General features: G+C 70.8%; 19 protein-coding genes, 1 tRNA gene and 1 riboswitch. Of the genes, 6 read left to right on the forward strand and 14 right to left on the reverse strand.

Going from position 1 to position 23,823, the window contains the following annotated elements:
* Positions 1-91: 91 nt before the first annotated feature.
* Positions 92-937 carry a MurR/RpiR family transcriptional regulator gene (locus tag ACIRR8_RS24925; protein ID WP_404068748.1) on the reverse strand — a complete coding sequence of 282 codons (846 nt, stop codon included), beginning with the start codon at positions 935-937 and terminating at the stop codon, positions 92-94.
* A gap of 182 nt (positions 938-1,119) precedes the next feature.
* Between ACIRR8_RS24925 and ACIRR8_RS24930 the strand changes: the two genes are divergently transcribed.
* Complete coding sequence (locus ACIRR8_RS24930; protein ID WP_404068751.1) at positions 1,120-1,566, forward strand: hypothetical protein; 447 nt, start codon at positions 1,120-1,122, stop codon at positions 1,564-1,566.
* A 416-nt stretch (positions 1,567-1,982) separates the two neighbouring features.
* On the opposite strand, the gene ACIRR8_RS24935 is transcribed toward ACIRR8_RS24930, so the two are convergent.
* A complete protein-coding gene (locus ACIRR8_RS24935) occupies positions 1,983-3,389 on the reverse strand; it encodes a cystathionine beta-synthase (RefSeq protein WP_404068754.1) in 1,407 nt (468 codons plus the stop codon).
* Positions 3,390-3,621: 232 nt separating this feature from the next.
* Between ACIRR8_RS24935 and ACIRR8_RS24940 the strand changes: the two genes are divergently transcribed.
* The 3 genes from ACIRR8_RS24940 (at position 3,622) to ACIRR8_RS24950 (ending at position 7,287) form a co-directional block, all read left to right on the forward strand.
* Positions 3,622-4,626 carry an SGNH/GDSL hydrolase family protein gene (locus tag ACIRR8_RS24940; protein WP_404069429.1) on the forward strand — a complete coding sequence of 335 codons (1,005 nt, stop codon included), beginning with the start codon at positions 3,622-3,624 and terminating at the stop codon, positions 4,624-4,626.
* Between the two features lie 170 nt (positions 4,627-4,796).
* The gene (locus ACIRR8_RS24945; RefSeq protein WP_404068756.1) at positions 4,797-6,017 is read left to right on the forward strand and encodes an acetyl-CoA C-acetyltransferase; all 1,221 of its coding nucleotides are present in this window, start codon (positions 4,797-4,799) and stop codon (positions 6,015-6,017) included.
* Between the two features lie 379 nt (positions 6,018-6,396).
* Positions 6,397-7,287, forward strand: a complete 891-nt coding sequence (locus ACIRR8_RS24950) for a hypothetical protein (RefSeq protein WP_404068759.1) — start codon at positions 6,397-6,399, stop codon at positions 7,285-7,287.
* Positions 7,288-7,304: 17 nt separating this feature from the next.
* Here ACIRR8_RS24950 and ACIRR8_RS24955 read toward each other — a convergent pair whose 3' ends face one another.
* From ACIRR8_RS24955 to ACIRR8_RS24965, 3 genes are all read right to left on the reverse strand, one after another.
* On the reverse strand, positions 7,305-7,622 hold the full coding sequence (locus ACIRR8_RS24955; RefSeq protein ID WP_404068762.1) for a hypothetical protein: 318 nt from the start codon (positions 7,620-7,622) through the stop codon (positions 7,305-7,307).
* A gap of 220 nt (positions 7,623-7,842) precedes the next feature.
* A complete protein-coding gene (locus tag ACIRR8_RS24960; RefSeq protein ID WP_404068765.1) occupies positions 7,843-8,727 on the reverse strand; it encodes a Bax inhibitor-1/YccA family protein in 885 nt (294 codons plus the stop codon).
* 197 nt (positions 8,728-8,924) lie between these two features.
* Positions 8,925-9,007, reverse strand: a tRNA-Leu gene (locus ACIRR8_RS24965).
* A 552-nt stretch (positions 9,008-9,559) separates the two neighbouring features.
* Between ACIRR8_RS24965 and ACIRR8_RS24970 the strand changes: the two genes are divergently transcribed.
* Both ACIRR8_RS24970 and ACIRR8_RS24975 read left to right on the forward strand, forming a co-directional pair.
* On the forward strand, positions 9,560-10,330 hold the full coding sequence (locus tag ACIRR8_RS24970; RefSeq protein ID WP_356746371.1) for an ABC transporter ATP-binding protein: 771 nt from the start codon (positions 9,560-9,562) through the stop codon (positions 10,328-10,330).
* Positions 10,331-10,424: 94 nt separating this feature from the next.
* Entirely contained in the window at positions 10,425-12,959 is a 2,535-nt protein-coding gene (locus ACIRR8_RS24975) for an ABC transporter permease (RefSeq protein ID WP_404068769.1), read from the forward strand.
* A 161-nt stretch (positions 12,960-13,120) separates the two neighbouring features.
* On the opposite strand, the gene ACIRR8_RS24980 is transcribed toward ACIRR8_RS24975, so the two are convergent.
* The 9 genes from ACIRR8_RS24980 to ACIRR8_RS25020 form a co-directional block, all read right to left on the reverse strand.
* The gene (locus ACIRR8_RS24980; protein WP_404068772.1) at positions 13,121-14,443 is read right to left on the reverse strand and encodes a class I SAM-dependent methyltransferase; all 1,323 of its coding nucleotides are present in this window, start codon (positions 14,441-14,443) and stop codon (positions 13,121-13,123) included.
* Between the two features lie 295 nt (positions 14,444-14,738).
* Positions 14,739-16,127: an NAD(P)/FAD-dependent oxidoreductase gene (locus tag ACIRR8_RS24985; protein WP_404068774.1), complete on the reverse strand. Its 1,389-nt coding sequence runs from the start codon at positions 16,125-16,127 to the stop codon at positions 14,739-14,741.
* A 387-nt stretch (positions 16,128-16,514) separates the two neighbouring features.
* A complete protein-coding gene (locus ACIRR8_RS24990) occupies positions 16,515-17,516 on the reverse strand; it encodes an arsenic resistance protein (RefSeq protein WP_404068777.1) in 1,002 nt (333 codons plus the stop codon).
* Between the two features lie 22 nt (positions 17,517-17,538).
* A complete protein-coding gene (locus ACIRR8_RS24995) occupies positions 17,539-18,480 on the reverse strand; it encodes an exopolyphosphatase (protein ID WP_404068780.1) in 942 nt (313 codons plus the stop codon).
* A complete protein-coding gene (locus tag ACIRR8_RS25000) occupies positions 18,477-19,046 on the reverse strand; it encodes a DUF501 domain-containing protein (RefSeq protein WP_404068782.1) in 570 nt (189 codons plus the stop codon). The genes ACIRR8_RS24995 and ACIRR8_RS25000 overlap by 4 nt, the downstream gene beginning before the upstream one ends.
* Positions 19,047-19,102: 56 nt before the next feature.
* Positions 19,103-19,573, reverse strand: coding sequence for a septum formation initiator family protein (locus tag ACIRR8_RS25005; protein WP_404069431.1), 471 nt, complete (start codon positions 19,571-19,573; stop codon positions 19,103-19,105).
* A gap of 264 nt (positions 19,574-19,837) precedes the next feature.
* On the reverse strand, positions 19,838-21,118 hold the full coding sequence (eno, locus tag ACIRR8_RS25010; protein ID WP_356746380.1) for a phosphopyruvate hydratase: 1,281 nt from the start codon (positions 21,116-21,118) through the stop codon (positions 19,838-19,840).
* Between the two features lie 335 nt (positions 21,119-21,453).
* On the reverse strand, positions 21,454-22,161 hold the full coding sequence (locus ACIRR8_RS25015; protein WP_404068785.1) for a transglycosylase family protein: 708 nt from the start codon (positions 22,159-22,161) through the stop codon (positions 21,454-21,456).
* Between the two features lie 5 nt (positions 22,162-22,166).
* A riboswitch (cyclic di-AMP (ydaO/yuaA leader) is annotated at positions 22,167-22,348 on the reverse strand.
* A 291-nt stretch (positions 22,349-22,639) separates the two neighbouring features.
* On the reverse strand, positions 22,640-23,704 hold the full coding sequence (locus tag ACIRR8_RS25020) for a transglycosylase family protein (protein WP_404068787.1): 1,065 nt from the start codon (positions 23,702-23,704) through the stop codon (positions 22,640-22,642).
* Between the last annotated feature and the right edge of the window lie 119 nt (positions 23,705-23,823).

The raw sequence follows: 23,823 nt of genomic DNA on the forward strand, positions 1-23,823 counted from the left end.
CGGTCGTTCCGCGCGCGGAGATTAGCGGCCGCAGATGAGGGGTGCGTGAGAATCGGCGAAATCGGTGGGCGCGGGAGCCTGGCCGGGGGCCTCACTCCACGAACAGGCCCCGCGCCGCCGCCCGTACGTCGAACTCCTCCAGCCGCGCCTGGGCGTCGGGCAGTTCGTCGCACATCGCCTCCAGGAGCACCCGCCCCAGCAGCATCGGCGCGCAGACGGTGTCGAAGGAGAGGCCGGAGCCGATGGCCGCCGGGAGGAGCAGATCGCTGTGCTTGGCGACGGGCGCGAAGGCGGAGTCGGCGACGGTCACCACGGTGAGACCCTGCGTTCCGGCGTACGCCAGCGCCTCGACGCACTCCTTGGGGTGGCGCGGCAGCGCGAAGCACATCAGGGCGGTGGCGCCGGCCCGGCGGGCGGAGTCGATGCGGTCCAGGAGCATGGAGCCGCCTTCGTCGAGCACCCGGACGTCGGGGTGCACCTTGGCGGCGAAGTAGCCGAAGCCGCGCGCCTGCGAGGAGGCCGCGCGCAGGCCGAGCACGGGCAGCGGCCGCGACCCGGCCAGCAGCCGGCCCGCCCGCTCCACGGGTCCGGGGTCGGCGAGCATCTCGGAGAGGTGCTGGAGGTTCTCGATCTCGGCGCGGACGGCCTGCTGGTACTCGTTGTACGTCTCCCCCGCGTCCTCCTGCTCCGCGTCGGCGGGCGCGACCTCGCGGAGGTGGCGGCGGAGCGCCGGGTAGCCGTCGAAGCCGAGGGCGACGGCGAACCGGGTGACGGAGGGCTGGCTGACCCCGGCGAGCTCGGCCAGCTCGACGCTGGAGAGGAACGGCGCGTCGGCCGCCCGGCGGACCATGCAGTGCGCGATGCGCCGCTGGGTGGGCGTGAGCCGGTGCCCCTCGAAGAGCTGCTGCAACCGCGCGGCGGGGCTGCTCCCACTCATGCTGTCCCCTTGCTGGATCCATCGTGCCCCGGGTCGGCGCGAGCTCCGGCGCCGACAGATCCATTCAGCCAGGAAGGCTCCTGCATGTCCATATGCAGCGGGTGGACGGAGGGCCTCCCGGCCGGGAAATACGGGGGTTAGCACCCGTGTTCCGGCCCACCGCCGCTCGTAACGTAACGGGTATGGAAGCACGGGACCACGAGCTCAAGAGGGAGCTCGCCGCCACCCTCCAGGCACGCGGTGAGCTGGGGCCGGAGTACGAGTCCGCGCTCATCGACTCGTTCCTGGAGAAGGTCGAGCAGCGCCTCGACACCACCTTGGACCGCCGCGTCCGGCGCCACCTGGCCGAGCAGCAGGTGACGGCCGCCCGGGATCCCCGGTCCCTGCGGACGCCGTCCGCCGCCGGGACAGCGCCCGGCTTCGCGGAGCGGTTCGGGTTCGGGGTCGTCTCACTGGTGCTGGCCGTCCCGCTCTCGGCGATCGGGGCCGCCAACGCGGGCATCGAAGGACTGGTGGTGGCATGGATGGGCATCGTCGGGGTGAACGCGGTCCACGCGGCGCGCAGCGGGGGCCTGTTCCGGCAGCGGGCGCGGCGCACTGACCGGGCGTCGGAGTGGGAGGGCGGCTGAGGGCGGTTTCCGGCGGCTGACAGCCGTATCCGGCCAGTGGGAACGGCCTCGCGGCCGGACCCACCGAGGGTCCGGCCGCGAGGCGAAGTATGTCGCGGGGCCGCCGCACCCCCGGTGGCCCGGGGGGCGGGACGACGGCGGTCCCCGCGAAGGACGCGGTCCGGGTCAGGGCCGGATGCCCGCGTCCGGGCGACGGTGGAGGTCCGGGAGCCGCTCCGTAGTCCGGTGTCGCCGTTCTGGGTGCCGGCGGGTTTCCCTGCCGACACCCACCAATGTGCCGGAGCCGTGTTAAGCGGGTGCTGCGTGGACGTGACGCGCTCGTACCGTTTTCGCGAAGCCCCGGCCCCGGGCTGTCAGGCCTTCACGAAGCCCCTTCCCGCCAGGTCAGGCCTTCACGGAGCCCCGGCCCCGCCAGGTCAGGCCTTCGCGGAGCCGGCTTCCTTCGCGAGGAAGGCCAGCACGTCCTGCCTGCTCACGACGCCCTTCGGCTTGCCCTCGACCAGCACGATCGCCGCGTCCGCACCATCGGCACCGCTGAGCGCGGCCATCAGGTCCTCGACCGGCTCGCCGGAGCCGACCTGCGGCAGCGGGGCCGACATGTGCTTCTCCAGCGGGTCGGTGAGCGAGGCGCGCTGGGTGAACAGCGCGTCCAGCAGCTGCCGCTCCACGACGGAGCCGATGACCTCGGCGGCCATCACGTCGGGGTGCCCGGCGCCCGGCTTCACGATCGGCATCTGGGAGACGCCGTACTCACGCAGCACGTCGATCGCCTGACCGACCGTCTCGTCCGGGTGCATGTGGACGAGGGAGGGCATCGGGCCCTCCTTGAAGTCCAGGACCGCGCCGACGTTGGCGGAGGTGCCGGAGTCCTCCAGGAAGCCGTAGTCGGCCATCCACTCGTCGTTGAAGATCTTGCTGAGGTAGCCGCGGCCGCTGTCGGGCAGCAGCACCACGACGACGTCGTCCGGGCCGAGCCGCTTGGCGACCTCCAGGGCCCCGACGACCGCCATGCCGCAGGAGCCGCCGACGAGCAGGCCCTCCTCCTTGGCGAGCCGGCGGGTCATCTGGAAGGAGTCCTTGTCGGACACCGCGACGATCTCGTCGGTGACGTTGCGGTCGTAGGCGCTCGGCCAGAAGTCCTCGCCGACGCCCTCGACCAGATACGGCCGTCCGGAGCCGCCGGAGTAGACCGAGCCCTCCGGGTCCGCGCCGATGACCTGGACCGCGCCGTCGCTGATCTCCTTGAGATAGCGCCCGGTGCCGCTGATCGTGCCGCCGGTTCCGACGCCCGTGACGAAGTGGGTGATCTTCCCCTCCGTCTGTTCCCACAGCTCGGGACCGGTGGTCTCGTAGTGCGAGCGCGGGTTGTTCGGGTTGGAGTACTGGTCGGGCTTCCAGGCTCCCGGCGTCTCGGTGACCAGCCGGTCGGAGACGTTGTAGTACGAGTCCGGGTGCTCGGGGTCAACGGCGGTGGGGCAGACGACGACCTCGGCGCCGTACGCGCGCAGCACGTTGATCTTGTCCGTGGACACCTTGTCCGGGCAGACGAAGATGCACTTGTAGCCCTTCTGCTGGGCGACGATGGCGAGCCCGACGCCGGTGTTGCCACTGGTCGGCTCGACGATCGTGCCGCCGGGCTTCAGCTCGCCGCTCTGCTCTGCCGCCTCGATCATGCGCAGCGCGATGCGGTCCTTCACCGACCCGCCGGGGTTGAAGTACTCGACCTTGGCCAGGACGGTCGCCTGGATACCTGCCGTGACGTTGCGCAGCCTCACCAGCGGGGTGTTGCCGACAAGACTGATCATCGAATCGTGGAATTGCACCGTGTACTCCGGGATCTCCGAGATGGTCCGGCCCAGAGTATGCGTACGGGCCGGACGATGCGTACGTACGGGCTCCGCCTCAGGAGAGGGAGCCCGGAAAGCGAGGTCGGACACGGAGCGTACGGGCCCGTGGACACGGGGTGCGATTGGGCGGCGCACTCCGCGGGGCAGGTAGGTACATGTAGGGCGGTACGGCGAGAAGGAGGTGGACCGGACTGTGTCGAGAGCAAGGGTGGCACGGCGGATCGCGGCGGGCGCGGCTTACGGCGGCGGCAGCATCGGACTGATCGGTGCGGCGGCCGTCGGCGTGTTCCTGGCGGAGGTCCAGCTCGCGAAGAGGCAGGTGGGCGGCGGTACGGCGCCGGTTCCGCCGAGCGCGGACGGGCGGTACGGGGTGGCATTCGCCGGCCCGAACGATCCGTTGCGGCTCGGGATGCTCGGGGATTCGACGGCGGCGGGCCAAGGAGTGCGGCGGGCCGGGCAGACGCCGGGGGCGCTGCTCGCCTCGGGGCTCGCGGCGGTGGCGGAGCGGCCGGTGGACCTGCGGAACGTGGCGTTGCCGGGGGCCAGGTCGGACGATCTGGAGCGGCAGGTCTCGCTGCTGCTCGCGGACCCGGCCCGTACGCCGGACGTCTGCGTGATCATGATCGGGGCGAACGACGTCACCCACCGGATGCCCGCCACCCAGTCGGTGCGCTGTCTGACGACGGCGGTGCGCAGGCTGCGGACGGCGGGGGCGGAGGTGGTGGTGGGGACCTGCCCGGATCTGGGCACGATCGAGCCGGTGTACCAGCCGCTGCGGTGGCTGGCCCGCCGGGTGAGCCGGCAGTTGGCGGCGGCGCAGACGATCGGCTCGGTGGAGCAGGGCGGGCGGACGGTGTCGCTGGGCGACCTGCTGGGCCCGGAGTTCGCGGCGAACCCGCGCGAGCTGTTCGGCCCGGACAACTACCACCCGTCCGCCGAGGGGTACGCGACGGCGGCGATGGCGGTGCTGCCGACGCTCTGCGCGGTGCTGGGCCTGTGGCCGGAGTCGGACCGGCTGGACGGTTCGCGCCGCGAGGACATCCTCCCGGTGGCCAAGGCGGCCTCCCAGGCGGCCCGCGAGGCCGGTACGGAGGTCACGGGAGCGCGCGCGCCCTGGGCGCTCCTCAAGCACCGCAGGCGGCGGCGCCTGCCCGCCTCCACGAACACGGAACCGGCGGCGCCGCACCCGGACGCGGCGCACGGATCCACGTAGAACGGCCCGGACGCGCAGGAGGCCCCGGCAGGCCGCAGAGGGCTGAGCAAGCGCTTAGAAAAGAGTCCCTCATCACACGGCCTGCCGGGTGACCCGGGCCATACGCCCGGGTAGCTTCCAAGGGAGTTCCCCCTGCCCACCCAGCTTTCCAGCCCTCATGGAGCCGCGTGATGCCCGAAGCCGTGATCGTCTCTGCCGCCCGTTCGCCGATCGGCCGCGCCTTCAAGGGGTCCCTCAAGGACCTGCGCGCGGACGACCTGACCGCCACGATCATCCAGACCGCGCTGGCCAAGGTTCCCGAGCTGGACCCGAAGGACATCGACGACCTGATGCTGGGCTGCGGTCTGCCCGGCGGCGAGCAGGGCAACAACCTGGGCCGCATCATCGCCGTACAGATGGGGATGGACCACCTTCCGGGCTGTACGGTCACCCGCTACTGCTCCTCCTCGCTGCAGACCAGCCGGATGGCGCTGCACGCGATCAAGGCGGGCGAGGGCGACGTCTTCATCTCGGCGGGCGTCGAGATGGTGTCCCGCTTCACCAAGGGCAACTCCGACAGCCTCCCGGACACGCACAACCCGCTCTTCGCCGAGGCCGAGGCCCGCACGGCCGCGCGCGCCGAGGAGTCCGGCGCCGGCTGGCACGACCCGCGTGAGGACGGCATCGTCCCGGACGCGTACATCTCGATGGGGCAGACGGCGGAGAACCTGGCCCGGCTCAAGGGTGTCACCCGCCAGGACATGGACGAGTTCGGCGTACGGTCGCAGAACCTCGCCGAGGAAGCCCTGAAGAACGGCTTCTGGGAGCGGGAGATCACCCCGGTCACCACGCCCGACGGCACGGTCGTCTCCAAGGACGACGGCCCGCGCGCCGGCGTCACGCTGGAGGGCGTGCAGGGGCTGAAGCCGGTCTTCCGCCCCGACGGCCTGGTCACCGCGGGCAACTGCTGCCCGCTCAACGACGGCGCCGCCGCCCTGGTGATCATGTCCGACACCAAGGCGCGCGAGCTGGGCCTGACCCCGCTGGCCCGGATCGTCTCCACCGGCGTCTCCGGTCTCTCCCCCGAGATCATGGGGTACGGCCCGGTCGAGGCCAGCAAGCAGGCGCTGAAGCGGGCCGGCCTCACCATCGGCGACATCGACCTCGCCGAGCTGAACGAGGCGTTCGCCGCCCAGGTCATCCCCTCCTACCGGGACCTCGGCCTGCCGCTGGAGAAGGTCAACGTCAACGGCGGCGCGATCGCGGTCGGCCACCCCTTCGGCATGACCGGCGCCCGGATCACCGGCACGCTGATCAACAGCCTCCAGTTCCACGACAAGCAGTGGGGCCTGGAGACGATGTGCGTGGGCGGCGGCCAGGGCATGGCGATGGTGATCGAGCGGCTGAGCTGAGCCGCAGCGGAGGGTAGGGGTCGCGCGAGGGACGAGGGCGGCACCTGCCCGCAGCGGAGGTGAAGCCCAGCGCGACCACCAGAGCGAGCGGCTGAGCCAGGCCCCACCAGGGGTTTTCCTTACGCGGCGCAGGCCTTCCCTCACCATGGGGTGTCCGAATCCCACCGAGCCCCGACCGTGACCGAATCTCCCCCAGGATGTGATCTGCATCCCGGGGGAGAGTCATTTTCGCAGGTCACAGCAGATATGGCGGTAAACCTAGGACCGAAAGACCTGTCCATTTCGTGACGTAATGCACTGACAGGCGGTACGGGTACAGGCCAAGCTGATGTAGGAAGTCGGGGGTGTCGATTGAAACCGGGAGTTGTCAGTGAGCGCCATGTCATTTGCCCTGTTGCTGACCACCGCCGCTGCCACGGCCGTCGGCGCCGCCGCGCTGCATGCCGCTCACGGGCTGCGCAAGCAGGTCGTCGGCCTGCGCACGGAGCTGGCCGAGGGCCGCGCTCCCGATGTGTCGGTGCCACCGCAGAGCCGTAGTACCGCCACCCCCGCAGAGGAGATACGCGCGGCCGTGGCCGAGGCGCTGGCCGAGGAGCGCGAGCGCGAGCTGGCCGAGGCGCGCGCCTTCTGGGCCGCTCAGGAGGCCCGTGACGCGGCCGACGCCCCGTCGCTGCTGGGCGGGATGCCGGTGCTGGGTGAGGACGCCCCCTTCTACCTGCCGCGCCAGGCCGACTTCGCCGGTCTGGAGTCGCTGGACCTCGAATCGGCCGAGGCGATGGAGGAGCTGGCGGAGCTGAGCGAGCGGACGCTCGCGGAGCACGAGGCCGGTGAGTTCGCGGGCGAGTTCGCCGGTGAGTTCACGGACCTGCCGGAGATCACGGACCACCCCGAGGACTCGCCCGAGCTGGCCGCCGCCCGCCGCCGCCACCCCTCGCACCCGGACTTCGTCCCCGTGCAGACGCCGGTGGTCACCGACCACGAGCGCACGGTGAGCCGTCTGGAGGAGCTGGCCGACCTGGCCACCGAGCTCACCGATGTGCGGCCGGGACCGCTGGGCACGCTCGATGTGTACGTCTTCGCCGACGGCACCACGCTCTGCATGACCCCGGGCCACCGTGAGACGGCCGAGCGGCTCGCGGACGCGCTGCGGGCGGGCCGGCAGCCGGTGCTGCTGGGCGGCTCGGGCGTCTCCGGCGCCTACGCGCTGACCTTCTCCTGCGGCGAGGACAACGTCTACATCCTGGCGGACCGCGTCATCGCCTCGTTCTGACCCGCCGCCGCCTCCGGCTACGCGAAAGCCCGCGCCGCCGCTCCCTCGACGTACCGCACGGCCTCGTCCAGCTCACCGGACGGGGCCGTCACCAGTGCCACGGCCAGATCCCGCCCGGCGACGGCCAGCTGGTCGCCCACGGCGAACACCCCCGCGTCCGGCAGCACCCGCGGCTCGGCCCCGGGGCTCTCGAAGCGCTGCGCCCGTACGGCGAGCTCGCGCGCGGCGGCCAGCCCATCGGCGGCCGCGCCGCGCTGGAGGCGGCTCTGCGGGGCGGAGCGCAGCCGGTCGGCGAATCGGTCCACGACCTGGATCAAAGGCGTCGTATCGAGCACGCGCCCGACCCTACGCGCCTCTTGCCCAGCGGTGCCAGCACGCGCCCCTCACGCACCGGTGCCAGCACGCGCCTCCCGGGCACCCGGTGCCGGCACGCGCCCCTCCCACACCCGCTGCCAACACATGCCTCTCCCCCACCGGCGCAAGCGGAAGGGCCCGCAGGCTTGATGCCTGCGGGCCCTTCCGATGTGCTCGCCGGTGACGACCGGTGCGTTCCGGTCAGTCGTCACCCTGGAGGATGGCGACCAGGCGCAGCATCTCGATGTAGATCCACACCAGGGTCACGGTGAGGCCGAAGGCGGCCAGCCATGCCTCCTCGCGCGGAGCGCCGTACGCGATGCCGTCCTCGACCTGCTTGAAGTTGAGGGCGAGGATGCACGCGCCGATCACGATGGCCACGATGCCGAAGATGATGCCGAGCGCACCGCTGCGGAAGCCGAGGCCGTCACCGCCGCCGAAGACGGCGAACAGCAGGTTGACCATCATCAGCAGCATGAAGCCGATGGCGGCGGCCATCACGAAGCCGTAGAAACGGCGCGTGACCCGGATCAGACCGGTGCGGTAGGCGATCAGCACACCGGCGAAGACCGCCATCGTGCCGAGCACCGCCTGCATCGCGGCGCCGGGGGCGACGTAGACACTGACGATGTTGCTGACGATGCCGAGGAAGACACCTTCGAACGCGGCGTACAGCAGGATCAGCGGCGGCGAGGGCCGGCGCTTGAACGAGTTCACCAGCGACAGCACGAAGCCGATGATCGCGGCACCGATGGCGACGCCGTAGGCACTGCCCAGGTTCGCCTGGTCGACCGGCATGACCCACCAGGCGATGGCGGCGGCCACGACGACCAGTCCGAGCGTCATCGCCGTACGCGTCACCACGTCGTCGATGGTCATCGCGTCGGTGCGCGCGGGCGCCGGGGCGCCGGGCTGGGTGCCCTGCTGGGCGTACGGGTTGGTGGCGTACGGGTTTGCGGCGGTGCCCTGCGCGAACGGGTTGGCGCCCGTCGTGGCGGCCCCGGCCTGCGGCGCCGCGTTGAAGCCCGCGTGGCCGTTGTCGCGGCTGAACCCCCGTCGCGAGAAGACCGGGTTGCTGCTCCTCATCTCACTCCTCCATGGCCACACTGCGCGGCCTTGCGACAAGAGTAATGGGTAGGCAAAGGAAGCACCCAGTGCCAGAGGAGGATCTTTATCACCGGTACCGGCACGGATGGATGAGGCCCCGCGCGGGCAGGGGACGGGGGACGTCGGCCCGAGGCTACGGACAGGGCCGTCCAGGTCACGCTCCGTACGCTGCGTAGTGCCCGGAGCCGGACTCGAACCGGCACGCCCCCGAGGGGCAGCGAGGTTTAAGCTCGCCGTGTCTACGTTCCACCATCCGGGCGTGCCACGCGGCTCCGCGTTGGCAACTGACCCTATCCGGGGGCGTCCCCCGATCAGCGGAACAGTGGCGCGATGTTGTCCTATTTTATTGACCGCTTGAGGGACCGTCAGCATTTTCGCGCGGCCTCACCACGCGCCCGCACCCGATCCCGGCCGACCGGACGCCCTGCGGGAATGACGGAAAGTCGCCGCACCCGTACGGCTCAACGCGCCAGGTGCGCGCCATGCTTCGCCAGGGGGTGCGCCACCCTCGGGATCCGGGGTGCCCGGGGAGGCTCCGGCCCTGGTCGCGAAGGCGTCTCCGCGGGCCGGGAAGCGTCGGTCACGCTGAGTCACGGAGGTGTCCGTCGGATGAGGCGTCAGGGTCGATGTCATACCCGAGGAGGACGGCCCCACCCCTCTGATGCGACTCAAGAGGGCCACGGGAACGGGCTCAGGGAGTGACGACGTCGGGCGATCGGGACGTGACGATGGAGTAGTCCCGAGGTACCGCCGTCAGCGCGGGCCACGTCACCACCGCATGCATCCGCATCACCGATCCTGGAGAGTCCCTGTGACCACCACCCCCACCGTTCACCGCGCCACCGCGGTGGCCGCCCGCGCCACGGAGCTGTCGAAGGTCTACGGCGAGGGTGAGACGCAGGTCGTCGCCCTGGACCGGGTGACCGTGGACTTCCCGCAGGGCGAGTTCACCGCGATCATGGGCCCCTCTGGCTCGGGCAAGTCGACGCTGATGCACTGCGTCGCCGGTCTCGACAGCTTCAGCAGCGGTTCGGTGCGCATCGGCGAGACCGAGCTGTCCACGCTGAAGGACAAGCAGCTCACGCAGTTGCGCCGGGACAAGATCGGCTTCATCTTCCAGGCCTTCAACCTGCTGCCGACGCTCACGGCGCTGGAGAACATCACGCTGCCGATGGACATCGCGGGCCGCAAGCCCGACGCCGCCTGGCTCCAGAAGGTCATCGACATGGTGGGGCTCTCGGAGCGGCTGAAGCACCGGCCCACCGAGCTCTCCGGCGGCCAGCAGCAGCGGGTCGCCGTGGCCCGCGCGCTGGCCTCGCAGCCCGACATCATCTTCGGTGACGAGCCGACCGGAAACCTGGACTCCCGCTCCGGCGCCGAGGTCCTGGGCTTCCTGCGCAACTCGGTGCGCGAGCTGGGCCAGACCGTGGTGATGGTGACCCACGACCCGGTGGCCGCCTCCTACGCGGACCGGGTGATCTTCCTGGCGGACGGTGCGGTCGTCGACCAGATGATGCACCCGACCGCCGACGGCGTCCTCGACCGGATGAAGGCGTTCGACGCGAAGGGCCGCACGAGCTGACGCCCGCGGCGGCCCCGTACGCCTGCCGCACCCCGGCCGCCGCACCCCGCGCGTCCCCGTCCCCCTTCCGGAACCCATCCCAGGACACACAGACATGTTCCGTACCGCCCTGCGCAATGTGCTCGCGCACAAGGCCAGGCTGCTGATGACCGTGCTCGCCGTCATGCTCGGCGTAGCGTTCGTCTCCGGCACCCTGGTCTTCACCGACACCCTCGGCAACGCCTTCCGCAACCAGTCCGCCAAGAGCTACGACGACGTCGCCGTCGCCGTGGAGACGTACGCCGGCGGCCGCGACGAGAAGACCCCCGGCCTCGACGAGGCCACCCTGGAGAAGATCCGCGCCCTGGACGGCGTGGCCTCCGTCACCGGCCGGGTCGACGGCTTCGCCGGGGTCGCCGACCCCGACGGCAAGCTGATCGGCAACGGCTGGTCCAACACCGGTGCCAACTTCGCCCCCGGCAAGGACGGCAAGGACCCCGCGTACGACTTCACCCAGGGCACCGGCCCGGTGGAGAACGGGCAGATCGCGCTCGACAAGGACACCGCGTCCAAGGGCAAGTACCGCGTCGGTGACCCGGTGCGGGTCGCCACCAACGGCCCGGTGAAGGAGTACACGCTCTCCGGTGTCTTCACCACCGAGGACGGCGCGGTCAACGCGGGCGGCAGCCTGGTGCTGTTCGACACCGCGACCGCCCAGCAGCTCTACCTGAAGCCCGGCGTCTTCCAGAACGCCACCGTGGCCGCCGCCTCGGGCGCCTCCGACCAGAAGCTGCTGGACGCCATCACGCCCCTGCTGCCGGAGGAAGCCACCGCGCAGACCGGCAAGGCCCTGGCGGACGAGCAGGCCGAGCAGATCGAGTCCGGTCTCACAAGCCTCAACACCATGCTGCTGGCCTTCGCCGGCATCGCCCTCTTCGTCGGCATCTTCCTCATCGCCAACACCTTCACCATGCTGGTCGCCCAGCGCACCCGTGAGCTGGCCCTGATGCGGGCCATCGGTGCCACACGCCGCCAGGTCAAGCGCTCGGTCCTGATCGAGGCCGCCGTCGTCGGCGCGCTCGCCTCCGTCATCGGCTTCGCCCTGGGCCTCGGCCTCGCCACCGGGCTGCGCTCCGCGATGGGCCTGCTCGGCGGCAAGATCCCGGCCGGACCGCTGATCGTCTCGCCGACCGCGATCCTCTCCGCCTTCGCCGTCGGCGTCGTGATCACCATCCTGGCCGCCTGGCTGCCCGCCCGCCGGGCCGCGAAGATCGCCCCGGTCGCCGCGATGAGCAGCGTGCACGCCACCGCCTCCACCAAGTCCCTGGTCGTACGGAACTCGATCGGCGGCTTCATTGCCCTGGTGGGTGCCGTCGGCATCGTCGGGGGCGCGGCCACCGGCGGCACGAACGGCCGCTACCTGGTCGCGGTCGGCGCGTTCCTCGCGCTGATCGGCGTCATCATCCTGATCCCGCTGCTCTCCCGCCCGGTCATCGCGCTGGTGCGGCCGGCGATCACCAAGCTGTTCGGCGTCTCCGGGAAGCTGGCCTCGCAGAACGCGGTCCGCAACCCGCGGCGTACCGGAGCCACCGCCTCCGCCCTGGCGATCGGGCTGACCCTGGTCACCGGCATCTCGGTGCTCGGCGTCACCCTCGGCCAGGCCATCGACAAGATGACCACGGACAACATCAAGGCCGACTACATGGTCTCGATGGCCAGCGGCGACTCCCTCGACCAATCGGCCCTCACCGCCCTGTCGAAGGCGGACGGTGTCTCCGCGCTCTCGCCGCAGCAGGCGACGTCCCTCCAGGTGGACGGGGAGTACCACTCCGCCTCCGGCGTCACCCCGGGCGACGTGGAGAAGGTCTTCTCGCTGGACACCGTCTCCGGTTCGCTCGCCACGCTGAAGGACGGCCAGGTCGCCGTCGGCTCCAAGACGGCGAAGTCGAACGGCTGGAAGACCGGCGACACCCTCCCCGTGACGTTCGACGACGAGAAGAAGGGCAAGGTCACGATCGGGGCGCTCTACAAGGAGAACGAGTTCCTCTCGCCCTTCGTCATGCCGAAGGAGCTCGCCGACCGGCACAGCGCCTCCTCCCGCCCCGAGATCCGCGAGATCTGGATCAAGGCGGACGGCGGCGCCAGCCAGGCCAACGAGCAGTCCATCGTGAACGCGCTCGGCGACAACCCGGCGATGAGCGTCATGGACCGGCAGGACATCCGTGACATGTTCGGCGGCTTCATCAACACCGCGCTGAACATCATGTACGGGCTGCTCGCCATGGCCCTGCTGATCGCCGTCCTCGGGGTCGTCAACACCCTGGCCATGTCGGTGTTCGAACGTCAGCAGGAGATCGGCATGCTGCGGGCGATCGGCCTGGACCGCGGCCGGGTCAAGCGGATGATCCGTCTGGAGGCCGTCGTCATCTCGGTCTTCGGCGCGGTGATCGGAGTCGGCCTCGGTGTCTTCCTCGGCTGGGCGATCGGCCAGACCCTGGCCGCCGACATCCCGGGCTACGCCCTGGTCATCCCGTGGGACCGCCTCGCGGTCTTCCTGGCCCTGGCCGGCCTGGTGGGCGTCCTCGCCTCGCTGTGGCCCGCCCGCAGCGCCGCGAAGCTCAACATGCTGACGGCGATCAAGACCGAGTAGCCGGGGTCCCGGGGACCGGGACGGGACGGCAAGGGACGACGAGGGGCCGGTGCACCGCTGAGGAAGCGGTGCACCGGCCCCTCGCCCGTACCACCGGCGTACGCCGTACTAAAGGGGTACGCGTACGGGTCAGCCGCGTACGGCAGAGGGACGCGTACGGGTCAGCCGCCCGCCTCCCCCGCCCCCTCCGCAGCCTCCGTCCAGGCGCGGGTGCGCAGCGGCAGCCGGGAGGAGCCTCCGTCCAGCGGGCGCACGGCGAGGATCTGGTTGACACCGATCTTGTTGTGCTCGAAGGAGAGCGCGGAGGCGGCCATGTAGAGCCGCCAGACCCTGGCCCGGCCCGGCGAGGTGGCGCGTACCGCCTGCTCCCAGTGACGCTCCAGGTTGGCCACCCACTGCCGCAGGGTCAGCGCGTAGTGCTCGCGCAGCGCCTGGACGTCCCGGGCTTCGAAGCCGGCCTCCTCCAGGGTCGTCAGGGTGCGGCCGAGCGGGGCGAGTTCGCCGTCCGGGAAGACGTAGGAGTCGATGAAGGCGTCGATGCGGTAGGCGTCCTCGTCCCGCTCCGGGCGGCGGGCGATCTGGTGGTTCAGCAGGCGGCCGCCGGGCTTGAGGAGGGCGAAGAGGTCATCGGCGTACTCCCGGTAGCGGACCGAGCCGACGTGTTCGGCCATCCCGATCGAGGAGATCGCGTCGTACGGCCCGTCGCCGACGTCCCGGTAGTCCTGGACGCGGATCTCGATCCGGTCGGTCAGGCCCGCCTCGGCGATGCGCTTGCGGGCGTGGGTGGCCTGTTCCTGCGAGAGGGTGATGCCGGTGACCCGGGCTCCGTACTCGCGGGCGGCGTGGATGGCCATGGAGCCCCAGCCGCAGCCGACGTCCAGGAGGCGGTCGCCCTCCTTCAGGGCGAGCTTGCGGCAGACCAGGTCGAGTTTGTCGCGCTGGGCGTCCTCCAGGGTGCCGCCGTCCTCCCAGTAGGCGCAGGAGTAGACCATGGAGGGGCCGAGGACCAGGCTGTAGAAGTCGTTGCCCACGTCGTAGTGGTGGCTGATGGCCTCCTTGTCGCGCCGCTTGGTGTGCAGCGGACCGGTGCGGCGGAGGACCTCCTCGGCGGGCGGGGCGGGCGGCGGCCAGGGGCCGGCCAGCCGGAGGAGGCCGCGGCCGAAGGCGCGTACGGCGGGGTCGCGGAGCGGGTGGACGGCGTCCTTGGCGTCGGCGCCCCGGTCCCACACCAGCCCGGCGATCCGGTCGAGCACCTCGTACAGATCGCCTTCGACATCGATCTCCCCGGCCACCCAGGCGCGGGCCAGGCCCAGTTCGCCGGGCTTCCACAGGAGTCTGCGCAGGGCGCGGCGGTGGCGGATCACGAGGACGGGGGCGCCGGGCGGACCCGATTCGCTGCCGTCCCAGGCCCGGATGCGGACCGGTAGGGGTTCCGAGAGCAACTCTTCGGCAAGAGCGGTCAGCCGCGATGCGGCGCGTGCCATGGCGCACACCTCCGTGGTGGTGTTCCCGACAAACACAACAAGCCCGACGCTAACGACGTGCCCATAGTCCCGCCGTGGCAGGGATCGGCGCCATGACGAGGTACGTCTGTGTCAACTCTTCCTCCACGCTCCGTCATCCCGCTACCCGGCAACGAAAGGGCAAAAGCCCTCCGCGAGGCCGCGCGCCCTGCCGCGGACACGCCGAAGGGGCCGTCCGCACCACGGATGGCGGACGGCCCCTTCGGGCGTACTGCGGGACTGCGGGACGCTCCTCGCGGAGCGGGTCACCGGAGGGTCAGGAGGCCTTGGCCTTCTCGCCCTCCGGCTTGGCCGCGACGGCCGGAGCCGGGGCCGGCTTGGCGGCCTCGTAGAACTCCTCGCGCGGCGTCTCCATGGCGCCGAGCGAGACGACCTCGCGCTTGAGGAAGACCGCGAGGGTCCAGTCGGCGAAGATCCGGATCTTACGGTTCCAGGTCGGCATCGCCATACCGTGGTAGCCACGGTGCATGTACCAGGCGAGACGGCCCTTGAGCTTGATCTTCACCTTGCCCATGACGATCATCGCGACGCCCTTGTGCAGGCCGAGACCGGCGACCGCACCCTTGTTGGCGTGGCTGTACTCCTTCTGCGGGAAGCCCCGCATGCCGGAGATCACGTTGTCGCCGAGGACCTTGGCCTGACGCAGCGCGTGCTGGGCGTTGGGCGGGCACCAGGCGTTCGGGTTGCCGGCGCGGCGGCCGATCATGTCCGGCACCTGGGCGTTGTCGCCGGCGGCCCAGATGTAGTCGGTGCCCTGCACCTGGAGCTTCTCGGAGGTGTCCACGTGACCACGGGGACCGAGCGGCAGGCCGAAGCGGGCGAGCGCCTGGTTCGGCTTCACACCGGCGGTCCACACGATGGTGCTGGAGTCGACCTCCAGGCCGTTCTTGAGCACCACGTGGCCGTCGACGCAGGAGTCCATGGAGGTGGAGAGGTAGACCTCCACGCCGCGGCTCTCCAGGTGCTCCCTGCCGTAGGAGCCCAGCTTCGGGCCGACCTCGGGAAGGATCTTGTCGGCGGCGTCGACCAGGATGAAGCGCATGTCCTCGCGCTTCACGTTGGTGTAGTACTTCGCCGCGTCGCGGGCCATGTCCTCGACCTCGCCGATGGTCTCCGCGCCGGCGAAGCCGCCGCCCACGAAGACGAACGTCAGCGCCTTGCGGCGGACGTCCTCGTCGGTCGTGGAGTCAGCCTTGTCCAGCTGCTCCAGGACGTGGTTGCGCAGGCCGATGGCCTCCTCGATGCCCTTCATGCCGATGCCCTGCTCGGCGAGGCCGGGGATCGGGAAGGTACGGGAGACCGCGCCCATCGCGATGACCAGGTAGTCGAAGGGCAGCTCGTAGGCCTCGCCGACGAGCGGCGCGACCGTGGCGACCTTGCGGTCCTGGTCGATGGTCGTGACACGACCGGTGAGAACCTCAGCCTTGGGCAGCACGCGTCGCAGCGGGACGACGACATGCCGAGGCGAGATGCTGCCTGCGGCAGCTTCGGGGAGGAAGGGCTGGTACGTCATGTACGACCGCGGGTCGACGACCGTGACGGTCGCCTCTCCGTATCGCATCTTCTTCAGAATGCGACGAGCTGCGTACAGGCCTACGTACCCACCGCCTACAACGAGGATCCTGGGACGCTCCGTGGTGCTCATGCCATCGAGTATCCACCTCCCCTCAGGGGGGTGCTCGTGAGCCCCTTCACAAGGATTCACCCACCCTCTGCTACACTTCGCCGCCCACGTGACCCAGGTCATGACACCGCAAGGGAACCGCAACGCCCCGGGAAACGTTCCTGACCGCCTGTGAGCTGGCCCTTGGCCCTCCGGGAGCGCCGCGACGGCCGCCCTTTTCATACGTACGCAACGCCCTTGGAACACCCCTGTACGACGGCCGCAGGACCCTGCGGACGGACCGGACGGCCCTTGCGGCTCCTCATTGCGCCCAAGAGGGCCGAATTCCTTGTGAAGAAGTTCACGAACTTCGTGGCGGCGTGTCCCGGGAAGGGTCCCCCGAGCGGCCGACCAGGGCCTCACGGAGGCTCAAAGGTGCAGGTGACGCTCCGGCTGAGCGGGCAGCAGGCGCGGCACGGCGCGGACGTAGACCACCATGCCGACGACCTCGACGAGGGTCTGCGTGACCACGACGACGGCGGCGATCGCGTACGGGTCGGGGAGGGAGAGCGCGAGCGGCAGCACGACCAGAGAGTTACGGGTCGCTCCGCTGAAGACCACCGCCCGCCCGCCGGGCGCGTCCAGCCGAAGGAGCCGGGCCACCGCCTTCCCGGCGAACGCCATCACCACCAGGAACGCGGCGTAGAACGGGACGACGGCGGCGACATCGGCCAGGTTCCCGCCCACCTTCGGCACCTGCGAGGCGACGACGACCAGCAGCGTCGCGGCCATCAGCGGCACCATCGTCATGGTGGCCGCGTCCGACACCCTCCGCCCGCTCTCCCGCCGCCCCGCCCACGCCTGCAGCCCCCAGGCCAGCGCGAGCGGGATGACGATGAGGTAGGCGAACGCCTCCAGGAACGGTCCGGCCTCCACGATGTCGGCGAGCCCGGAGCCGAGGAACCCGTACAGGAACACCGGCAGCAGCACCATCTGCGCGACCAGCAGGACCGGGGTCACGGCGAGCAGCCGGCGCGCCGACCCTCCGGCGAGCCCGCTGAAGACGATCACGTAGTCGACGCAGGGACAGAGCAGCACGAGGAGCACCCCGAGCCGCACCGCCCGGTCGGCCGGCAGGAACGTGAACATCGCGGCGACGACGAGCGGTACGGCGAGGAAGTTCACCACCAGCGCGGCGGTCAGGAACCGCCCGTCACGCAGCGAGCGCAGCAGCTCGGCCGCCGGGACCTGAAGGAAGGTCACGAACAGCAGCGCGCCGAGGACGGGGTTGATCAGATGTTCGAGCCCCGGCCCGGCGGCGGGCACCGCGAGCCCGAGGAGGGCGCCGAGGGCCATCGCGGCGAGATAGACGGCCACCTGATGGTGTTCCATCCGCTCGACGGCCCCGCGCGGCGTGCCGGTGTCGGTCATGTCGTGCGCCCCCAGCGGACTGTTACGCGGCGCTCCAGGCGATCCCGTCCAGGATGTCGTGCTCGCTGACGACGACCTCGTGCGCGCCCGTCCGCTCCATCACGGCGAGCAGGACCAGGGCGCCCGCGGCGATCACGTCGACGCGGCCCGGGTGCATCACGGGGATCGCGGCGCGTTCCTCGTGGGTGGACCGGAGGAGGTGTTCGGTGATCGCGCGGACCTGGCCCCGGGAGACCCGGGAGTGGTGGATGGCCTCGGAGTCGTACTCCGCCAGCTCCAGCGCGATTCCGGCGATCGTGGTGACCGTGCCCGCCAGTCCGACCAGCGTCGCCGCCTCGGTGAGCGCCACGGTCCCGGCGGCCACGTCCAGGGCGGCCTCGATGTCCGTACGGATCGCGGCGACGCGCTCGTGGGTGGGCGGGTCCACCACGGCGCCGTCCACGGTCAGGTGACGCTCGGTCATCCGTACGCAGCCGATGTCGACCGAGCGGGCCGCGTCGACGCCGTCCGAGCCGAGCACGAACTCGGTGGAGCCGCCGCCGATGTCGACGACCAGGTACGGCTTCGCCAGGCGGTCGCTGCCGGTCAGCTCCTTGGTGGCGCCGTCGAAGGAGAGCTGCGCCTCCTGGTCGCCGGTGATCACCTCGGGCTCGACGCCCAGGATGTCCCGGACGCCGGCCACGAAGTCGGCGCTGTTCTCGGCGTCGCGGGAGGCGGAGGTGGCGACGAAGCGGACGCGTTCGGCGCCCAACTCCTCGATCACGGCGGCGTACTCACGGCAGGCCGCGAAGGTGCGCTCCAGCGCCTCCGGAGCGAGCCGGCCGGTCCTGTCGACGCCCTGGCCCAGGCGGACGATCGTCATCCGCCGGTCCAGCTGCGTGAGCGAGCCGGTGGCGGGGTCCACGTCGGCGACGAGGAGCCGGATGGAGTTCGTACCGCAGTCGACGGCGGCGACCCGGGTCATGCGCCCTGTCCTTGGGAGCCGTCGGAGCTGTCGGAGCTCACGGAGTTCTCGGCACACGGCGTGACGCACGCGCCCTTGGCCCACCACTCCGGCAGCATCGCGATGGCCTCGTCGCCCAGCGGGTTGACCCCGGGCCCGGCGGCCAGCGAGTGGCCGACCAGGACGTGCAGGCACTTCACCCGGTCCGGCATGCCGCCGGCGCTCGGGAAGCCCTCCAGCACCTCGATGGCGTCGCGGCGGGTGATGTAGTCCTCGTGCGCGGCCCGGTAGGCGGCGGCCAGCTCCGGGTCGGTCTCCAGACGGGCCGTCATCTCCTTCATGACCCCGTTCGCCTCCAGCGTGCCGATCGCCGAGGCCGCCCGGGGGCAGGTCAGGTAGTACGTCGTCGGGAACGGCGTGCCGTCCTCCAGACGGGGCTGGGTCTCCACCACGTCCGGGTTGCCGCACGGGCAGCGGTGCGCGATGGCGCGCAGGCCGCGCGGCGGGCGGCCGAGCTGCTGCTCGAACGCGGCGATGTCCGCGTCGGTGGGCTTGGTGGACTCGGTCTGCGGAGGGGGCGTTTCCATGCCTGCCTTGGTTCTGCTCGGAAGCTCGTAGAAGGAAAGAGGTGGTGCGAGGGGGGTCAGTCGCGGTCGGCGCTGTCGATGCCGTCCCAGACGTTCGAGTGCCAGGGGCGGTGGTTCGCGCCCGGTTCTCCGCGCCGGTCCTCCGCCGCGTCGGGGTCGGCCACGGTGTAGCCGGTCTCGCCGGGGAGGACGTAGTGGAGGTGCTGGCGGGCCAGCCGCATGATGTACGCGTCGTCCTGGAGCCGCGCCTTCTCGTCCCGCAGCTCCTCGGTGCGCGCCTTCGCCTCCTGCGAGAGCCGCTCCTGCTCGGCGATCTCGTCGCGCTGGGAGACGTACTGGCGCATCGGATAGGCGAGCGCGACGATCAGGGAGCAGACCACCAGCGCCAGGAACGCGGCCCGGCCGGTGAGCCGGGAGCGGCGGGCCTGGCGGCGGTTCTGGGAGCGGTACACGCGGGCCGCGGTCTGCTCGCCGAGCAACCGCAGCCTGGTCGCGGTGGAGAACCGGTCGCGGTCCTTCCCGGCCATGTCTCCCGCCTCCCAGAGCTTGTCGTCGAACTGCCGTCGTCGCCCGAAGGGCGGCCGGGCGGCGACTGGTGCGTGCGATCGCAAGGCGCCGAGACGGTCTCGTAGCTGAGCTACTCGGCCCTTTCGGCAACGCCGCGAGCGTGCGTGCCAGACGCCGCCCGGCGGGCGGCAGTTTGACGACAAGCTCTGACGCACGTCCGTCCCCGCACACGGTACGGGACCGAGTGCGGGGACGGACGGAGGCTACCGCCCAAGGGCTGCGGGTCAGCCCTTGAAGCGCGGGAAGGCGGAGCGGCCGGCGTACACCGCGGCGTCGTCGAGGATCTCCTCGATGCGCAGCAGCTGGTTGTACTTGGCGACGCGGTCCGAGCGGGCCGGGGCGCCGGTCTTGATCTGGCCGCAGTTCACGGCGACGGCGAGGTCGGCGATGGTGACGTCCTCGGTCTCGCCGGAGCGGTGCGACATCATGCACTTGAAGCCGTTGCGCTGGGCCAGCTCGACGGCGTCCAGGGTCTCGGTCAGCGAACCGATCTGGTTGACCTTGACGAGCAGGGCGTTGGCGGAGCCCTCCTCGATGCCGCGGGCCAGGCGCTCGGGGTTGGTGACGAAGAGGTCGTCGCCGACGATCTGCACCTTGGCGCCGATGCGGTCGGTGATGACCTTCCAGCCGGCCCAGTCGTCCTCGTACAGCGGGTCCTCGATGGAGACCAGCGGGTACGCGGAGACGAGCTCCTCGTAGTACTCGGTCATCTCGGCGGCCGAGCGGGACTTGCCCTCGAACTCGTAGACGCCGTCCTTGTAGAACTCGGACGCGGCGACGTCGAGCGCGAGCGCGATGTCGCGGCCCGGGACGTAACCGGCCTCCTTGATGGCCTCGACGATGAGGTCCAGGGCGGCGCGGTTGGACTCCAGGTTCGGGGCGAAGCCGCCCTCGTCGCCGAGGCCGGTGGACAGGCCCTTGGTCTTGAGGACCTTCTTCAGCGTGTGGTAGATCTCCGCGCCCCAGCGCAGGGCCTCGGAGAACGACTCCGCGCCGATCGGCGCGATCATGAACTCCTGGATGTCCACGTTGGAGTCGGCGTGCGAGCCGCCGTTCAGGATGTTCATCATCGGAACGGGCAGCAGGTGCGCGTTCGGGCCGCCGAGGTAGCGGAAGAGCGGCAGGTCGGACGCCTCGGAGGCGGCGTGCGCGACGGCGAGCGAGACACCGAGGATGGCGTTCGCGCCGAGCGAGGCCTTGTTCTCGGTGGCGTCCAGGTCGAACATCGCCTGGTCGATGAGGCGCTGCTCGGTGGCGTCGTACCCGACGAGCTCCGGGCCGATCTGCTCGATGACGGCGAGGACGGCCTTCTCGACGCCCTTGCCCAGGTAGCGGTTGGGGTCGCCGTCGCGAAGCTCGATGGCCTCGAAGGCGCCGGTGGAGGCGCCGGACGGAACAGCAGCACGGCCGGTGCTGCCGTCGTCGAGGCCGACCTCGACCTCGACCGTGGGGTTGCCCCGGGAGTCGAGGATTTCCCTGGCTACGACGACGTCGATGGACGGCACGAGGCATCTCCTTCTGGGATATGACGCTGGTTGTGCAGGGTCACTGTGGCCTTGCGACACGAGCCTAACCGGCCCGGCCGCGTCAGTCGGCCGACCGCCCGTCTCCTGGGACGAAAAAGGACCCAAGGGCCAGCATCACGGGACAAAACTCCAGAAATCTACTGGCTGGTAACAAGTGCTGGCGACAAGAGGTGAACGAATCCCCTCGCCCGCCGGCGCCCTTCACGCGGAAGAATCCCGGCCCGGCGCGCACGGGGGGAGAGCGCGCCGGGCCGGGGAGCCGAGCGAGGGAGGGTGCCGCCGGACCCCCTCCCTCCGGGGAGGAGAGACGGCTGTTACTTCAGGTGGAGCTGCTGACCCGGGAAGATCAGGTCCGCTTCCTTGACGATGTCGTCGTTGAGCTTGAAGAGCTTGCTCCAGCCGCCCTTGACGCCTTCCTTTTCGGCGATCTTGCTCAGGGTGTCGCCGGTCTTGACCTTGTACTCGCCGTCGCCCTTCTGGACCTTCTCGCCGGTCGGCGTGGTGACGGTCTTCTTGGAGCTCTCGGCCTTCGGAGCCTCGCGCTGCTCGCTGCGCGTGGTGGGCTGCTCGGCCTTGCGCTCGGGCTGTGCCTGCTCGGGCTTGCTCGCGGACTGGCCGGAGCCGGCGTTCACGCCCGGGTCCACACCGTCGTTGGTGAGGCCGCCCGCGCCGGCGCAGGCCCAGGCGCCCGGGCCCTGCATGTCGAGGAGCTTCTCGGCGGTGGCGATCTGCTGGTCCTTGGAGGCCAGGTCGGCGCGCGAGGCGTACTGCGTACCGCCGGCGGCGGCCCAGCTGGACTGCGAGAACTGCAGTCCGCCGTAGTAGCCGTTACCGGTGTTGATGGACCAGTTGCCGCCGGACTCGCACTGGGCGACGGCGTCCCAGGTCTCGACGGAGGCGGCGGAAGCGTTGGTCGCACCCATCAGCGGGACGGCCACGGCGGCACCGGTGACACCCGCGAGGGTGGCGAGACGGACGGCCTTCGAGGGGCGGCGGTGCTTGCCCTTGCTGTTCAGCAGCATGGAACGGATCTCCTCACCGACGCCTACGAGGTGAGCTGTCGGGTTCGGGCTGATGAGTTGCCCGGTCGCGCGACCTTGCGCGCGACTTCACCCCAAGCCGTTCCCGTACGTCCCCGTCTTCGACGAGGCCGTCCGGACCCGGCGGCCTACCTGGGTCCCCCGCTCCTGCCTACGGCGCTTTACGCGTCTGTTCCCTTCGACCGACGGCAGGATTCGGCGTGACGGTCGACGGGGCCCGCGGTGCGAGCGGTTCCGACCGTAAACACAGGCAACCCCGACATTCAAAGATGGACATACCGCCTCAATCAGCGCTTACTTGCCTGCCCTGACGGAGTGTTTCCGCAGGTCGGAGGCGATCTACGCCGAGGAGGCGGACGCAACGCGCCAGTTGCAGCAAAGAGACCCATGTCTCACTTACGCATAAGTGGACATAGGCCTCTGAACTACCCGCGTTTTTGGGGCGTTTTCCCGAATTCGATCAGTTGGCGGCAGGCGCCTCGGAGCCCTCCGGAGCGCCCGCCTGGCCCTCCTGCTCACCGTCCTGCTGACCGGCCTGCTCCAGCCCCAGGTCCAGGCTCTGTCCGGGCAGGATCAGGTCCGGGTCGGAGCCGAGGAGGTCCTTGTTGGCCTCGTACAGACCGGTCCAGCCCTGCGGGAGTTCCTGCGCGTCGGCGATGGCCCAGAGGTTGTCGCCGGGCTGCACGGTGTAGCCGCCGCCGGCGACCGCGCCGCCGTCCCGCGCGTCACCCTCACCCCGCGAGGCGTGCCGGCCTGACTCGCGCGGGCCGTCCTCCTGCCCCACCGCGTCGGCCTCCTCGGGGGCCGGCGCGCCTCGGTGCTTGCCGCCCGTGCGATCGGCGCCCTTCGAGGCGTCGGGGGCGGAGGTGGCGGGCTGCGAGGCGTCAGGAGAGCCGGGGGTTCCGGTCTTTCCTGCGGCGGGGGACGTGGAGGGCTTCGCCGCAGGGTCGGATGTGGCGCCTCCATCCCTCTTCTCCCCCTTGCCGGTTTTACCCGTCGTGCCGGTGGAGTCCGTCTTGCCGGAATCCTCCGCTCCACCCTTTTCATCCGCTTCGTCCGCCGGTGCGGTCGTCGGGTCCGGAGTGGGAGTGGTGGGGCTGACGGGGTCGGCGGAGGGGACCGTGCCGGGGTCGACACCGGGCAGGCCGCCGTCCACCGCGAGGCCCGAGATCACCGCGCAGCTCGGCCACGCCTGCGGGCCCTTGTCGTCCAGGACCTTCTCGGCGATCGCGATCTGCTGCGAACGGCTGGCCAGGTCGGCCCGCTCCGCGAAGGCGGTGCCGCCGTACGCCGACCAGGTCTCCTGCGAGAACTGCAGGCCGCCGTAGTAGCCGTTGCCGAGGTCGGCACTCCACATGCCGCCGCTCTCGCACTCCGCGACCCGGTCCCAGGTGGTGGCGTCGGCCGCGTGTGCGCCCGCCGCGCCGAGGAGCGGAATGGCGATGGCCGATCCGGTCACACCCGCGGCGACGACGATGGCGGGTGCCTGACGAGGACGGCGGTGTCTGCCGTTCGCGGAGCCCATGGAGTTTGCCTTCCGTGCGACTGACAAGCGGGAACTGAGAAGCATGAAGCTGTTACGCGCGTGCGTGAAGCTGATACGCAAGTGACGGACGGGCCAACGGTGAACGGTCGGCCGACGCG

Source organism: Streptomyces sp. NPDC101178 (genome assembly GCF_044767965.1).
Taxonomy (GTDB): Bacteria; Actinomycetota; Actinomycetes; order Streptomycetales; family Streptomycetaceae; genus Streptomyces.

Excerpts from the sequence above, each read along its gene's own strand:
- ACIRR8_RS24925 (WP_404068748.1), bottom strand. The coding sequence starts at position 937 with ATGAGTGGGAGCAGCCCCGCCGCGCGGTTGCAGCAGCTCTTCGAGGGG.
- ACIRR8_RS24930 (WP_404068751.1), top strand. The coding sequence starts at position 1,120 with ATGGAAGCACGGGACCACGAGCTCAAGAGGGAGCTCGCCGCCACCCTC.
- ACIRR8_RS24945 (WP_404068756.1), top strand. The coding sequence starts at position 4,797 with ATGCCCGAAGCCGTGATCGTCTCTGCCGCCCGTTCGCCGATCGGCCGC.
- ACIRR8_RS24950 (WP_404068759.1), top strand. The coding sequence starts at position 6,397 with ATGTCATTTGCCCTGTTGCTGACCACCGCCGCTGCCACGGCCGTCGGC.
- ACIRR8_RS24960 (WP_404068765.1), bottom strand. The coding sequence starts at position 8,727 with ATGAGGAGCAGCAACCCGGTCTTCTCGCGACGGGGGTTCAGCCGCGAC.
- ACIRR8_RS24975 (WP_404068769.1), top strand. The coding sequence starts at position 10,425 with ATGTTCCGTACCGCCCTGCGCAATGTGCTCGCGCACAAGGCCAGGCTG.
- ACIRR8_RS24980 (WP_404068772.1), bottom strand. The coding sequence starts at position 14,443 with ATGGCACGCGCCGCATCGCGGCTGACCGCTCTTGCCGAAGAGTTGCTC.
- ACIRR8_RS24985 (WP_404068774.1), bottom strand. The coding sequence starts at position 16,127 with ATGAGCACCACGGAGCGTCCCAGGATCCTCGTTGTAGGCGGTGGGTAC.
- ACIRR8_RS24990 (WP_404068777.1), bottom strand. The coding sequence starts at position 17,516 with ATGACCGACACCGGCACGCCGCGCGGGGCCGTCGAGCGGATGGAACAC.
- ACIRR8_RS24995 (WP_404068780.1), bottom strand. The coding sequence starts at position 18,480 with ATGACCCGGGTCGCCGCCGTCGACTGCGGTACGAACTCCATCCGGCTC.
- ACIRR8_RS25000 (WP_404068782.1), bottom strand. The coding sequence starts at position 19,046 with ATGGAAACGCCCCCTCCGCAGACCGAGTCCACCAAGCCCACCGACGCG.
- ACIRR8_RS25005 (WP_404069431.1), bottom strand. The coding sequence starts at position 19,573 with ATGGCCGGGAAGGACCGCGACCGGTTCTCCACCGCGACCAGGCTGCGG.
- ACIRR8_RS25015 (WP_404068785.1), bottom strand. The coding sequence starts at position 22,161 with ATGCTGCTGAACAGCAAGGGCAAGCACCGCCGCCCCTCGAAGGCCGTC.
- ACIRR8_RS25020 (WP_404068787.1), bottom strand. The coding sequence starts at position 23,704 with ATGGGCTCCGCGAACGGCAGACACCGCCGTCCTCGTCAGGCACCCGCC.